Source organism: Phormidium yuhuli AB48, assembly GCF_023983615.1.
GTDB classification, from domain to species: domain Bacteria; phylum Cyanobacteriota; class Cyanobacteriia; order Cyanobacteriales; family Geitlerinemataceae; genus Sodalinema; species Sodalinema yuhuli.
Genome location: NZ_CP098611.1, coordinates 323,965 through 338,766 on the forward strand (window position 1 = coordinate 323,965; position 14,802 = coordinate 338,766).

The 14,802-nt window shown below is 51.4% G+C and carries 8 protein-coding genes; 6 read left to right on the forward strand and 2 right to left on the reverse strand.

Features of this window, described 5'->3' with window-relative positions; all coding sequences use genetic code 11:
* Window positions 1-83: 83 nt before the first annotated feature.
* Complete coding sequence (locus NEA10_RS01290) at window positions 84-1,505, forward strand: D-alanyl-D-alanine carboxypeptidase (RefSeq protein ID WP_252663429.1); 1,422 nt, start codon at window positions 84-86, stop codon at window positions 1,503-1,505.
* Here NEA10_RS01290 and NEA10_RS01295 read toward each other — a convergent pair.
* Window positions 1,459-2,781 carry a peptidylprolyl isomerase gene (locus NEA10_RS01295; RefSeq protein WP_252663430.1) on the reverse strand — a complete coding sequence of 441 codons (1,323 nt, stop codon included), beginning with the start codon at window positions 2,779-2,781 and terminating at the stop codon, window positions 1,459-1,461. The two genes, NEA10_RS01290 and NEA10_RS01295, sit on opposite strands and share 47 nt — an antisense overlap.
* A gap of 494 nt (window positions 2,782-3,275) precedes the next feature.
* Between NEA10_RS01295 and NEA10_RS01300 the strand changes: the two genes are divergently transcribed.
* From NEA10_RS01300 to NEA10_RS01315, 4 genes are all read left to right on the forward strand, one after another.
* The gene (locus NEA10_RS01300; protein WP_252663431.1) at window positions 3,276-5,426 is read left to right on the forward strand and encodes a polyribonucleotide nucleotidyltransferase; all 2,151 of its coding nucleotides are present in this window, start codon (window positions 3,276-3,278) and stop codon (window positions 5,424-5,426) included.
* A 250-nt stretch (window positions 5,427-5,676) separates the two neighbouring features.
* Window positions 5,677-6,933 carry a serpin family protein gene (locus tag NEA10_RS01305; protein WP_252663432.1) on the forward strand — a complete coding sequence of 419 codons (1,257 nt, stop codon included), beginning with the start codon at window positions 5,677-5,679 and terminating at the stop codon, window positions 6,931-6,933.
* A 251-nt stretch (window positions 6,934-7,184) separates the two neighbouring features.
* A complete protein-coding gene (locus NEA10_RS01310) occupies window positions 7,185-7,505 on the forward strand; it encodes a nucleotidyltransferase domain-containing protein (protein WP_252663433.1) in 321 nt (106 codons plus the stop codon).
* A complete protein-coding gene (locus NEA10_RS01315) occupies window positions 7,502-7,897 on the forward strand; it encodes a HEPN domain-containing protein (protein ID WP_252663434.1) in 396 nt (131 codons plus the stop codon). The genes NEA10_RS01310 and NEA10_RS01315 overlap by 4 nt, the downstream gene beginning before the upstream one ends.
* A 48-nt stretch (window positions 7,898-7,945) precedes the next feature.
* Here the strand turns inward: NEA10_RS01315 and NEA10_RS01320 are convergent, their stop codons facing one another.
* Entirely contained in the window at window positions 7,946-8,248 is a 303-nt protein-coding gene (locus NEA10_RS01320; protein ID WP_252663435.1) for a hypothetical protein, read from the reverse strand.
* A gap of 969 nt (window positions 8,249-9,217) precedes the next feature.
* Here NEA10_RS01320 and NEA10_RS01325 point away from each other — a divergent pair.
* Window positions 9,218-14,743: a DUF4114 domain-containing protein gene (locus tag NEA10_RS01325; RefSeq protein ID WP_252663436.1), complete on the forward strand. Its 5,526-nt coding sequence runs from the start codon at window positions 9,218-9,220 to the stop codon at window positions 14,741-14,743.
* The last annotated feature ends 59 nt before the right edge of the window (window positions 14,744-14,802 follow it).

Here is a 14,802-nt window from a genome sequence, read left to right on the forward strand (position 1 = left end):
CCAAATTCTACCAGACGGCCTCTCCTAACGTCTCAGTGGTCTCTGGCTGCCTCGGCGATTTCCCAAGCTGACTGCTATGATCCATGGGTCGCGCGGGAATCGCCATGTTGAGTTTAGTGAGTTCGGGGGTGCTAGCCCTCTGGTTGGACGTTACGGGGATTCTTCCCCCCCCGTCCGAGGTGAGTATTCCTCTGTTGGAAGCGCCAGGGCTGGTGTTGTCTCTGGAGGCTGATGGGGAGGCGCAGGCTCTGATTGATAATTATTTGACGGCGCTGGAGGCCCAGGGGATGATGGCGGAACGGCAGGGAATTTGGCTACAGGCGGGCCTGGAAGAGTTGGCCTCCCATCAAGGAACCTTACCCCGTTCAGCGGCCTCAGTGACGAAGGTGGCGACGACCTTGGTGGCTCTGGATACTTGGGATTGGCAACAACAGACGGTCACGGAGATTAGTGCGACGGGCCCGATTGTGGATGGGGTGTTGGAGGGACATTTAATTATTCGCGGGGGCGATGATGTTTTGTGGGTTTGGGAGGAGGCGATCGCCCTGGCGGTGACGTTGCAGGAGTTGGGCATTGAGGCGGTGGCGGGGGATCTGATTTTGGAGAATCAGCCCTGGTTTAATTTTCGCCAGGAGTCGGAGCGGGTGGGAGAGGCCTTTCGGCTCAGTTTTGATGCACGCCGTTGGACGCCACGTTTGCAACGGGCCCATGAGGGGATGACAGCGGGAACTCCGAGGCCGCAGTTGGAGATTCGTGGGGAGGTTCGCCGCTTGGGAGACTCGCAGACCGATGAGGAGAATGGGGAGAATGGCGAGGTGGCTCGGGTGACGGAACCTCTGCCCTCTCGGGTGACTCTGGTGCGCCATCATTCGTTACCGTTGCTGTCTTGGCTGAAGGTGATGAATGTCCATAGTAATAATGTGATGGCTGACTACTTGGGGGAGAAATTGGGGGGCGGTGCTCGGGTGGCTCAACGGGCGGCTCAGTTGGCCGCGGTGCCGGAAGCGGAAATTCAGTTGATTAACGGCTCAGGTTTGGGTCAGGAGAATCGGGTCTCGCCACGAGCTTCTGTGGCTCTGTTGGGGGCGATTCACCGTCGTCTGGCGCGGCGAGGTCTGACCTTGGCGGATCTGTTTCCGGTGTTTGGTCTGGATGGGGGAACAATGGAAGACCGAGGGATGCCGAAAGGGGCCACGGTGAAGACGGGGACCCTCTGGAATGTGAGTGCGTTGGTGGGGGCAGTGCCGACGCGCGATCGCGGTTTGGTCTGGTTTGCCCTTCTCAATGGTGGAGATGCCTATACGCTGCCGTTTCGTCGTCAGCAGGATGAGTTCCTACATCAGATTCAGGAGCAATGGGGCCAGGGACCTCAGATGAGGGCGCTGCGGGCCGCTTATCCTCCGCCTCGCTTCGGCGATGGCGATCGCCTTGAGGTCCTGGCCCCCTCTGCGCTGGGGGCTAGCCAATCAACAGGGCCATATCCCCTGGCGAGACAAGCAGAGTAGACCCTTGGACGGCTTCTGGGGTGCTGTTAAGGATGCGCCCTTGGAAGTCGTTGTTATCCAGTTGAATGAGGACATCTGCCCCTGAGGGGATGAAGCGGACCGTGGCGGGGTCGGTGGCGGCGGCGAGGATGATGCGATCGCCACCGGCGGGGTTGAAGTCGGTCACCACGTCAGCCGCATTGGGGTCGAGGCGACCGATGTTGGTGTCGCCTCGGAAAACAAAGCTATTGGCCCCACCCCCTCCGGTGAGGGTATCTTGGCCGCGATCGCCAATCAGCACATCGTTCCCGGGACCGCCGATGAGGACGTCATCCCCCTGTCCCCCCCGCATAAAGTTGTTACCGCCACCCCCCATGACGGTGTCGTTGCCGAGGTTGCCATGGAGAATATCATTGCCACTGCCCCCCATGATCAGATCATCCCCTTGACCGCCGCGAATGAGGTTATTGCCCGCTTCTCCCGTGAGGGTGTCGTTGCCCTGGTTCCCATAAATGACATCATCGATGGGAGACCCGAGAATGGTGTCATCACCGCCGAGGCCGACAAAGCCGGAGGGGTTGGCTTGACTGAGTTCGGCGGTAATATCGAGGAAATCATCGCCATCGGTTAAGAATTGGAAGCCGAGGGGGAGGCTGGCCCGTTCCAGGCGGTTGAAGTAGAAATTGAGGGAGTTGACATCCATAAAGGCCGATTGGCGGGACGGTAGGATGCCATCGACGAAGCGGGCCGCCTCAATGCGATCGCCCACGTCGATATTGTCCATCACCGATAGGCCATCGGTAATGGCCCCAAAGACCGCATAATCCCCATCCAAGAAGCGGGAATTGACGAGATTAAAGTAAAACTGGGAGGACGCGGAGTTGGGATCTTGACTGCGGGCCATGGCAATGGTGCCGCGATCGTTGCGCAGTTGGGGAGGGCTCGTAATCCCCGCATCTCGAAATCTTAGTCCTAGTAAGGCTTCGGCCGCTCCCTGCGGTTTAATTTCCAGGGGAATGGTGCGGGTTGCTCCGGTAGCTGGGTCCCGGAAACCGTCCCGGCCCAAAAGATTGCTGGGAAAGTTCGGGTCACGACTGTTGGGGTCTCCGGCTTGCGCCACGAAGTTAGGAACCACCCGGTGAAAGCTGATGTTGTCATAGAAGCGACGAGAGACCAAATCGGCGAAATTTCCGGCGGTGATGGGGGCATTTGCACCATCCAGGGCGATGGTGATGGGTTGTCCCCCCACAACCATGACGACGGTTGCTGAACCAGGTAGAGGCGCAAAGTTGCTCATGACTCACGTTGTATTCCTGAAGCGAATACTTTAAACATACAGGGTCTTTATAATCTAGGCACCTCAGACGCCATTGCCCCGGACGGAGTTCCAATCCTGACCCAGCCGTCAGGCCTCGGGCAACCTTAACCCTAGCTAAAGAAACCCTGGCACTTCCAGATTCCTGCGGTATACTGGGGACGACATGGATTTCCCAAGTGCAATCCTGATCATCCTCGCCTCAAGTTACCTGAATTGGGTGACATGAGTTATCTCGACGGCTAACCCCAGCATTTGGGCGCTAAGGCGTGGCGTAGTTCGGACTAGCAACCGAATGAGAGTTGAGACGCTCAACCCTTGGCTTACGTCAGGGGGTGGTGAGTCTGACGATGATCACCGATGATAGGCTAATTTGAACCCTGATGAGAGCTGCCCCAAGGTTTTGGGGACTTGATGGTCTCTCAGGGGGACGAGAGGCTTTAGAAGAAGAAGAAGAACTAATATTAGAGTGCTGCATGAAAGCAATGGAAAAGTCAATATCCTTTGATGGACGGGATATTAGACTCAAGGTTGGAACCCTCGCTCCACAAGCCGGAGGCTCTGTCGTCATCGAGTTGGGCGATACCTCGGTTCTCGTCACAGCAACCCGTTCAACCGGTCGAGAAGGTATCGACTTCTTGCCCCTGCTCGTGGACTATGAAGAACGGCTCTATGCTGGGGGTAAGATTCCCGGTGGGTTCCTGCGTCGGGAGGGTCGTCCCCCCGAGAAAGTAACGCTAACCTGTCGTCTAATTGACCGTCCCATGCGTCCTTTGTTCCCCCAGTGGTTACGGGACGATATTCAGATTGTTGCCACCACCTTATCCATGGATGAGTTGGTTCCCCCAGATGTCCTGGCGGTGACGGGCGCGTCTATGGCCACCCTCTTGGCACAGATTCCCTTTAAAGGTCCTATGGCGGCGGTCCGTGTGGGCCTGGTGGGTGATGATTTCATTCTCAATCCCTCGTTTGAGGAGATTCGCCTGGGAGACTTGGATCTCGTCGTGGCGGGAACTCATGATGGGGTGGTGATGGTGGAAGCCGGCGCCAATCAGCTCCCGGAACAAGATATTATCGAAGCCATTGATTTCGGCTACGAAGGGGCGTTGGAGCTAATTCGTCACCAGGAAGCGTTGATGAAAGACTTGGGCCTGCAACTGGTGGAAGAAGAACCGCCGGTGGTGGATGACAAGTTGGAGATTTATATCCGTGAGGCGGCTGAGGAACCGGTGAAAAAGGTCCTTAGCAACTTTGAGCATACGAAGAGTAGCCGGGATGAAGCCCTCGATGAGGTCAAGGGGGAGATTGCTGAGAAAATTGAGCAACTTCCCGAAGATGACCCGCTGCGTTTGGCGGTGACGGAAGATGCTAAGTCTCTCGGTAAGGTCTTTAAGGGCGTGACGAAGCAGTTAATGCGCGCCCAGATTGTCGAGGATAAGGTCCGGGTTGATGGCCGCAAACTCGATGAAGTCCGCCCGATTTCCTGTCAGGTGGGGATTGTTCCCCGTCGGGTTCACGGGAGTGCTTTGTTTAACCGGGGTCTGACTCAGGTGTTGTCCCTGGCGACGCTGGGGTCTCCCGGTGATGCTCAGGAACTCGATGACCTGCATCCCCAGGAACAGAAACGCTATCTGCACCATTACAATTTTCCACCGTATTCTGTGGGCGAAACTCGTCCGATGCGATCGCCCGGTCGGCGGGAGATTGGTCACGGAGCGTTGGCGGAACGGGCGTTGGTTCCGGTGTTACCGCCGAAAGAAAGTTTCCCCTATGTGATTCGGGTGGTGTCTGAGGTCTTGTCCTCGAATGGCTCAACCTCGATGGGGTCGGTGTGCGGCTCAACTCTCTCCCTGATGCACGCGGGGGTTCCCCTGAGTAAGCCTGTTAGCGGTGCAGCGATGGGCTTAATTAAGGAAGGGAATGAGGTTCGCATTCTCACGGATATTCAAGGAATTGAAGATTTCCTCGGGGATATGGACTTCAAGGTCGCCGGAACGGATACCGGAATTACGGCCTTACAGATGGATATGAAAATCACGGGACTCCCGGTGAAAATTGTCGCGGATGCGGTCAAACAGGCTCTTCCGGCGCGACTGCATATCCTCAGTAAGATGATGGAAGCCATCCAGGAACCCAATCCTGAGTTGTCTCCTTTTGCGCCTCGTCTCTATAGCCTCAAGATTGACCCTGACCTGATTGGTTTGGTGATTGGTCCCGGTGGGAAAACCATTAAGGGGATTACGGAGGAAACGGGTTGTAAAATCGACATCGACAATGATGGAACGGTGACGATTTCGGGTCTTGATGGTGAGAAGGCGATGCGGGCCCGGGCGATTATCCAAGGGATGACTCGTAAGATTCAAGCCGGAGAGGTGTTTATGGGTCGTGTCACCCGCATTATTCCCATTGGCGCGTTTGTGGAGATTGCGCCTGGGAAGGAAGGGATGGTTCACATCTCCCAGGTGGCGGATTATCGCATCGGTAAGGTGGAGGATGAACTCTCCGTCGGCGATGAGATTGTGGTCAAGGTGCGGGATATCGATAATAAGAACCGCATCAATTTGACTCGTCTGGGGATTGACCCGGATGATGAGGCCGCAGCCCGGGAAGCCGGAATTATTGCTTAGGTTGACGTTAGGTTGACGTAAGGATGGTGTAAACTTCGCCATCCTCAGGCTCCCAGGATGTCCTCACCCCCCAGTGGAAAACCGCAACCTACGGTTTTTGACTGGGGGGTTTTTAATTTTGACCGCTTTTGATTAGGAGAGGTTAGGGTAAAGGGGGGAGAGGCTTTCCCGGAACCTTCTTCCTAAGATCTGAATTCAATGGGGTGGGTGCAACGGGACAACAGTTAATACAGTCTATTTCTGCTCAATCATGATTCATCACCCTAACTATGGACGGTTTCTCGGGGCGTTACTTCCCTTGGTGATGGGAGTGACGGTCTTGGGAGGCGGGATACCTCGGACTCACTGGACTCCTCGGGGGGCGATCGCCCAGTCACCGACGGCGGTGAGAGACTTAAGTGAGGCTCAGGGGGAGTTGGGGTTTGCGGTGTTCCACCAGGTGCGGGAACGTCGGGGTGGGGAGAATGTGATCCTGTCGCCGTTGAGTTTATCGATGGCGTTGGCGTTGCTGTATGGCGGGGCCGGGGGGGAGACTCAGAGGGAAATGAGTCAGATGCTAGGAGTATCTGGGGCGACGACTGGGGAGTTGGATCGGACCTATGAGGGACTGTTGGAGACGATGGGGGAACTGTCGGGGGAGGTGGAGTTGGCGATCGCCAATTCGATTTGGACTCGTCAAGAGAGTCCGTTAAGGGTTGAGTTTATTCAATCTCGTCAGCAGTTTTATCGGGCGCAGATTCAGCCGGTGGATTTCAGGGAACCGCCTCACGTGTTGGCGGCGATTCATGAGTGGATTTCTCAAGAGACTCAAGGGCGCATTACGGAACTGTTATCGAGCCGTGATGTGGATGAGAGGACGGTGGCGGTCTTGTTGAATGCGCTCTATTTTTCGGGAGAATGGACGAGTCCTTTTCCGGAAGAGAATACGGAATTGGCTCAGTTTAATCGGTTGGGACGGTCTCCGGTATATGTGCCAATGATGAAGCAACGGTTATCGTTGGTTCGGGCTTATGAAAATGACCTATTTCAGGGGATTGAGTTACCCTATGGGGAGAGTGAGCGGTTGGGGATGTATGTGTTTGTTCCCCGAGACGATGTCCCGTTTGCGGAGTTTTTAGGGCAGTTTACGGCGGAGAATTGGCGGAGTTGGGTCCGTCGGTTTGAGTGGAATGAGGCGGGGGCGATCGTGCGGCTACCCCGTTTTCAGGTCACGACGGAGGTGAATGTACGGGAGAGTTTGGAGGCGTTAGGACTGGGGGGAATGTTTCAACCGGGGGCGGATTTTTCGGGGTTAAGTGATGACCCGTTTTGGGTAACGGTGATGCGTCAACAACTCTATCTGGAGGTGACGGAGGCGGGGACTGATGCGGCGGCGGTGACGGGGATTGGGGGAACGCGATCAGCACCGATTTCTTGGGTGGGCGATCGACCTTTTGTGTTTGTTGTTCGGGATAATGAGACGGAACAAATCTTGTTTTTGGGAAGTGTGGTTGACCCGAGTTTATAGTGAACGGCTGTTCGATTGCCCCCAGTCCAGGACATCCTAAAAACTCAGTTTTGTAGTGCAACTTTTATGACCATTCAGGGTTGAACCATGCTAAACTTAAATTGAAGTAATCTTATACCATTTTTTAAAAATTGTGCCATAGATATCCGTAGGGGCGAACCCTTGTGGTCGCCCTCCTCGCTATCGGATGTGCGGCAAGCCTATCGAAAAATGGTATTAATTTATCTCTAACGAAGCTAGTTTGAGGTCAAATGAAAACTCCTTTGAATATTGTTCTTGACCAAATATATCAGGGTCTAAAAAACATTTACAATCAACAACTGGATCAGGTTGTCCTCTATGGTTCTCAAGCCAGGGGAGATGCAGAACCCGACTCAGACATTGATATTTTGATTGTTTTAAGGCAAGAATTTAGCTACTCCAAAGAAAGCAATAAAATCAGCAAGCTAATCGCAAATCTGTCTTTAGAACATGACACTTTAATTAGCTGTGCCTTAGCAACTCGTCGTCAACTTGAAGACTATAATAATAGTTTTTTCAGGAACGTCCGACGTGACGGAATTCGTCTATGACCCCAGAACAACAAAAACTTTTAGAAAAAGCCACTCGCAGCTTAGAAGCAGCCCGAGAGTTAAACCATAAAAACTTTCCCGATTTTGCTGCCTCTCGTACCTATTACGCGATGTTTTACATCGCCACAGCTTTTTTAGAGGGCGAAGGGCTATCTTATTCCAAACATTCAGCAGTCATTGCTGCATTTGGCAGACATTTTGCTCGCACGAAACGCATTCCAGTGAAATTCCATCGCTATCTCATTGATGCTGAAAGAATCCGCTTAAGAGCCGATTACAATACTGATTTGGATATCACAGAAGCCGATGTAGACGAAATCCTTGCTCATGGACAAGAGATGCTGGATTTCGCCTTAGCCCATCTCGATTCACTGCCTCCTCACTCGTCTTGACTAAGTCTCGCCCTTCATCGAGATAAATTCACGATTATCTAAAGACATTCAATTCTTGTCAATCGGATGCCCAGTGAAGCGAGAAAATTGCATCTTTCCCGCCCCATTCGGTCCCGATAGTGCCGCCAGTCCTTTAAGTTTTTTCTCGAAGTAAAGCAGTCCACCAATCCGACTTTCAACCCAAAAACTACCATGGACAAACTCATATTCCGGAATCTGGATTAACACAATGTCTCGCGGGTCTTTTTTCACCATTTCTTGAGTCAGAACCGGGAGGATTTGTTCCAAGAACGGATGCTCAACACGCTCGCCGCACTCAATAAACTCAGGATGGTCGGCAAATCGATCCATATAATACCCCCACAACTTCGCTAACTTCTTCTCCCGATTTAGTCTCATCTCGAGTTCCTTTAACTTTCTCAGATTAAATGAGGGTTGTGGGTTAAATTGTGACATCACTCAATGACCTTAGGAATTAACTTGAATCTGGCTTGAATAGAAAGAGAAGATAGGGACTCTAGTCGTTAGAGCGTTACAGTTGCCCTAGAGTTGTGGCGAATTACTAATGACTGACTACAGACACTCATTACCACAAATAACGTCTAATTGTCAAGACTCTAGTCCCCATTTTAGAGTCGGGTCCAAACCCCAAAACCATCTCTCTGAGTCAGACCTCGCCCAATCAAGAGAGTTTCTGCCCGTAACAGCCCAGTTTCTAATACCTCCATTTTTCTCAAATTCCCACAGTTCTACCAATGGTCATGCAGCGAAGGGCTGTTGCCCTCCTCGGAGTCCGATGTCTGGCCCGTCGGGGCAAAAAATGGGATGAGAAACCCGGCCAACTTCATTCAGAACATCCATCCAACTGTTAGAAAAAACTGATACTAGAACTCCGTCGGGACCTTCCAACAGGTTACCCTCTAAGACCGCAAAATGCAGACTCTAACCCCTCAGGACTATGACCCCCTGCTTAGCCTCTCACCACCTCCATCCGGATATTTTTTTTAAAGTTTCTGTAAAGTTTTCATGAAGTTTTCCGGTCACTGGGCTTAATCCTTGGCCCGGTGCGTCTTTTTGCTCTTTTGGAGTCTTGAGTGGTTGAACTCAAATACAGCGATACGGTAAAATTAGGTAACAAATTGGAGCCGTTTCCGTAAAACTTGCCCAAAAAAACTGACAGATAAAAATGGCCTTTTTTCAAAATTGCCCCAAAATCCGGGTGCTTCATCTTAGCTTTAAAAACCCCTGGTGAACGAGGGTTTATAGTGGTGAAATCAAACGACTGACTTGCCTCATCACCGAGTCCCGGAGCATCTACCCATGTTTCTCTCCAACTTCGCCGCTTGGCTAACTCACCAGCTCAAACAGGAACGCCGCCAACAGGAACAACTCGAAGATTTAACCCAAACCTTCATCCTCGAACCGATTTACACTCCCAGCGGAATCACCGATGGCGGGGACGACTCAGAAGGACTAGACCTCGACCCCATCGACGACCTGAGCGACATCGATGACCTCAGCAACAGTTCCGACTGGGATGGCGACGACAGCAGTGACGAGGTGATGGATGAGGGAGATGAGAGTCTGGGGGATGACGAGGGAGAGATGGTGGAAGACCCCGTTAACCTCGACAACGACGACATCAGCGATGAGGACATTGGTGAGGAAATTCCTTTCGTAGATGAGTCGGAAGAAGGCGAGACGGACGCGGATGAGGAGATTTCCGACGAGTTAGATGAGTCGGAAGAAGGCGAGACGGACGCGGATGAAGAGATTTCTGATGAGTTAGATGAATCCGAAGAAGGCGAGACGGACGCGGATGAAGAGATTTCCGACGAGTTAGATGAGTCGAAAGAAGGCGAGACGGACGCGGATGAGGAGATTTCCGACGAGTTAGATGAGTCGGAAACCGATGATGACATCTCTGATGAAGCTGATGAGTTAGATGAGTCGGAAACCGATGATGACATCTCTGACGAAGCCGAGGACGAAGAAGCCGGGGACGCTGAAGCCGAGGACGAGGTGGATGACGAGGACGAAGACCTACTCGATGATGAAGATGAGAACGAGGATGATGAAGATGAGGACGAAGATGAAGTCCCCTTCAGCTTTAGTGTTCTCGACTTCAACCGAGGTGTGTTCCGAGTGGGGAGTAGCGGTGAAGTTGGCGTAGACTTCCTCTTTGACGGTGGTGCGTATCAAGGGGAAGTGGCCTTCTTCAGCCTCGCTGGAATGGAGGAGATGGAATTTGAAACCACCGAGGAGTTCATCGCTGAAGCGGCGAGACGGGCCGCCAGTGGTTCCGAACAAGGACATATTGTCATCAGTGTCGCCGATGAAGGGGCGCGGTTTACCGGATCCTTGATGGGAGAGCGAGACCATAACAGTGGTGTCTATCAAGGTGTGAAAACCTTTAATATGACCCCCGGTGATGAGTTCGGGGTGATGCTGGTTCCCAATGGTCGAGTGTCTGAGGTGGTGAATAACCCCTCCATTGGTGGAAGCCGACGTCCCTTGTTCTCCCTCTCCACTGCTAACCCCAATGATGAGTTTCATTTGGGTCAAATTGCTGATTTGACGGGGGATGGGAATACCTTTGTCTTTGAAGATAAGCGATTTGAGATTAGTGATTATGACTATGATGATGTCATCTTCCAGATTCGCGGTGCGGTAGGGGATGCGGTCTATGTGGGTGACGTCATTGCCCCTGAGTTAGATTGGCGTGAAACCGAATTGGGTCAAGAGTTGGTGAGCTATGCCAAAGGGGAAAGGTCTAGCGACGATCCCATAGTAGATCAACCAGTGGAGGATGACCCCGTCGCCGAGGAGGATGACCCCGTCACCGAGGAGGATGACCCCGTCGCCGAGGAGGATGACCCCGTCACCGAGGAGGATGACCCCGTCGCTGAGGAGGATGACCCCGTCGCCGAGGAGGATGACCCCGTCACCGAGGAGGATGACCCCGTCGCTGAGGAGGATGACCCCGTCGCCGAGGAGGATGACCCCGTCGCCGAGGAGGATGACCCCGTCGCTGAGGAGGAACCGGAAGTTGAAGCTCCAAATGTGATTGAGACTGAGGTCTCTCCGACAGACGATGTAGAGACCTTAGATAGTCCTTTTGCTGATGACGAAATTTTGAGGGATGACTGGGAACGGAGTACCGCCTATACAGAGGGTGAGGATATCCCTGACGATGATGTTCCAGATACGGTAGACCCCTCGACAGTTGTGAACCCATGGGATATTGATCGTGAGTCTTTCCTGGAAAACCTCAATCCTGAAGAGGACGGTTTTGGCAATTCTCTAATAGATAACCCCAATGGTGAACAGCAAGCTGGACGGTCTCAGAATAACCCTGATGATTTCCCGCCTGATGGGTTTGGTAACCCTATTAATCAAGCTCCTGTTGTTACAACTTATGACAGCCGTCTAAATACGGGTTCGAGTATCCAAGCCTCTAACTTCTTTAGTGTTTATGATCCTGATGGCGATCCGATTCAGAACTATTGGTTCTACGACAACAATAATAATGGAAATAGTGGCTATCTGACGTTGAATGGAGTAAAACAAGATGGTGGATTTTTCGTCAATTCGAGTCAACTCAATAACGTACGTTTTGTAGCTGGCTCAGAACCTGGGGTTGATACCATTACAGTACAAGCTTACGACGGACAAAATTGGAGTAGAGGTTCTTTTGCTCAACTCACCACTCAGCAAGCAAACCGTGCCCCCGTAGTCACCGCTAGGGATCATCAGTTGCATCTGGGAACCAGTGTGGCTGCCTCAGATTTATTTGATGCCTATGATCCTGATGGAGACCCAATTCTGGGCTACTGGTTTGATGATTTCACTCAGGGCAGTACCACGGGATATTTTACAGTCAATGGTCTAAAATTTCAGAATAGTTTTACAGTCAATGGTCTAAAGATTCCGAACGGTTGGAACTTCGTAGCGGCTAAAGACTTAGATAAAGTCCGTTTTGTTGCCGGTTCAGAACCCGGAGTAGACAAGGTTCAGTTTTTTGCCATAGATAGCAGAAATGCGATGGGTTCATCTAAGATTATATCTTTGGAAACTATACCCAATAATCGTGCTCCCGTAGTCAGCGCCAGTCCTCGGACTGTCAACAGTGGCTCAAGTACGTCAATCTCGCAATTCTTCACGGTGACTGACGCCGATGGAGATACGATGACACGCTATTCCTTCCGAGACGACAATTCTGACAGCACCAGTGGTTACTTCACCGTCAATGGAGTTAAGAAGACGGGCTACTTCACCGTCAGTGGAGACCAACTGCACACCGTACGCTTCGTCGGCGGGTCGGAAGCGGCTGAAGACCGAATTCGCATCAACGCCCATGATGGAACAACTTGGGGTCGAGCCGCCTATACCACCATTACTACCCAACCGGTCAACCGTGCTCCCGTAGTCAGCGCCAGTCCTCAGACCGTTAACAGTGGCTCAAGTACGTCAATCTCGCAATTCTTCACGGTGACTGACGCCGATGGAGATACGATGACACGCTATTCCTTCCGAGACGACAATTCTGACAGCACCAGTGGTTACTTCACCGTCAATGGAGTTAAGAAGACGGGCTACTTCACCGTCAGTGGAGACCAACTGCACACCGTACGCTTCGTCGGCGGGTCGGAAGCGGCTGAAGACCGAATTCGCATCAACGCCCATGATGGAACAACTTGGGGTCGAGCCGCCTATACCACCATTACTACCCAACCGGTCAACCGTGCTCCCGTAGTCAGCGCCAGTCCTCAGACCGTTAACAGTGGCTCAAGTACGTCAATCTCGCAATTCTTCACGGTGACTGACGCCGATGGAGATACGATGACACGCTATTCCTTCCGAGACGACAATTCTGACAGCACCAGTGGTTACTTCACCGTCAATGGAGTTAAGAAGACGGGCTACTTCACCGTCAGTGGAGACCAACTGCACACCGTACGCTTCGTCGGCGGGTCGGAAGCGGCTGAAGACCGAATTCGCATCAACGCCCATGATGGAACAACTTGGGGTCGAGCCGCCTATACCACCATTACTACCCAACCGGTCAATCGTCCTCCTGTGGTAAGAACCAATGATCAGACTGTTAAGCGTGGTCAGAGCATCACACCGAACTTTACCGTAACAGATGCTGATGGTGATACCATTACGCGGTATGCAATTTACGACGGCAACACAAACAGTAACAGTGGTTACTTCACGCTGAATGGAGTTAAGCAATCTGCGGGTCAAGTGATTTCTTTTAATGCCAATCAGTTAAGTGGTCTGAAGTTTGTTGGAGGTTCTACAGCTACTACCGACAATCTGTTCATCGCCGCTTACGATGGCAAAGACTGGAGTAGTTGGTCACAATACACTGTGACGACTCAGGGAGGGTCAGCCCCCACAGTGAACATTCAAAATGCTACTGTGAAGGCAAACACTGCCATGTCGCTCAACTTCACAACCAGTGACAAGGATGGTGATCAAGTCACTCGCTATGAGTTTTTTGACAGTAATGCTCAAGCGACCAGTGGTTACTTTACGGTTAATGGTGTTCGTCAAGCCGCAGGTCGGAGCTTCTTTGTCGATGCCGATAAACTACATACGGTCAAGTTTGTTGGTGGTGCTGCTGCTAGCACGGATCGCATCGCAGTGCGGGCAACTGACGGGATTGACGGTTGGGGAGAGTGGAGCTATGTCAACTTCACGACTCAAGCACCTGTCACCAACGACTGGTTTGACCTAAATATCAAGGACACAACCATTCGCGCCCTTGCACGGGAGCGTTTCCAAGATGGGATTTTGTGTCGTGATGATATGATCTATATCTTTGACTCTGCTAAGGATGGTGGAGTTGTCGATGCAAATGAGTTGGCAGACCTGAAAATATTGAGCAGTGATGTAAGTTATATCAAGATGGCAGATCATGCTCGAGTTTTAAGCCAAAAGATTGCCCACGGCAACAATGCTAATGAAAAGTACCTTGGTCAATCCTTGGGTAATCTTTATGCGGGAAGTAGTGCCGACCATCTTCAAAAGCTGATTGATAAACACTTCTTTGGTAAAGATTTACCCAATGTGAATGGAGACTTCACATACAGTGATGGAACTACCATTGACCTTAAGTATATGTATGCTCAAGGAGAGCTTTTCCAGAATGGAATTGAGTATTCTGACATACACCAGGGTATTGTAGGTAATTGCTACTATCTTGCTGCATTGGCAGGAGTTGCCTTACAAGATGCTCAAAAGATTGAAGATATGTTTATTGATAATGGTGATGGAACTTACACCGTTCGTTTCTTCAACAATGGCAAGGCTGACTATGTGACTGTCAATCGTTTTCTCCCAACCTATGGTTCTGGTTATTTAGCTTTCGCAAAAGTTGGCATGAGCGATAATTGGTGGGGAGGACAACAACAAAATACTGTCAGCAATACAAACAATGAACTTTGGGTTGCACTAGCTGAGAAAGCCTATGCTCAAATCAATGAGGCTGGTTGGATTGGTCAGGATGGTACAAACAGCTATAAAGGTATTGAACGAGGTTGGATGCATGGTCCGGTAGATCAAGTCGCAAATTGGTCAGGAGGTTTGTCCTCTATTCCCAGTTCTAGTCAGATTCTTCAGAATTTTAACAATGGAAAAGTAGTAACTTTTGGCTCAAAGGAAACTCCTCAATCACCAGTTGTAAAGACTCATGCTTACACATTGGTAGATTATGTGAATGGGAAGTTCAAGCTTTTCAATCCTTGGGGAATTGGTAATCGTCAAGATGGAGGCTATGTTTATCAAACGTGGGAGCAGTTGGTCAATAATTTTTCTGCATACACAGTGAACGGCTAGTTACTCTCGTGACCTATGGAGATGCACACAAGAATACTGGAGAGTGTTATCAACCTGGT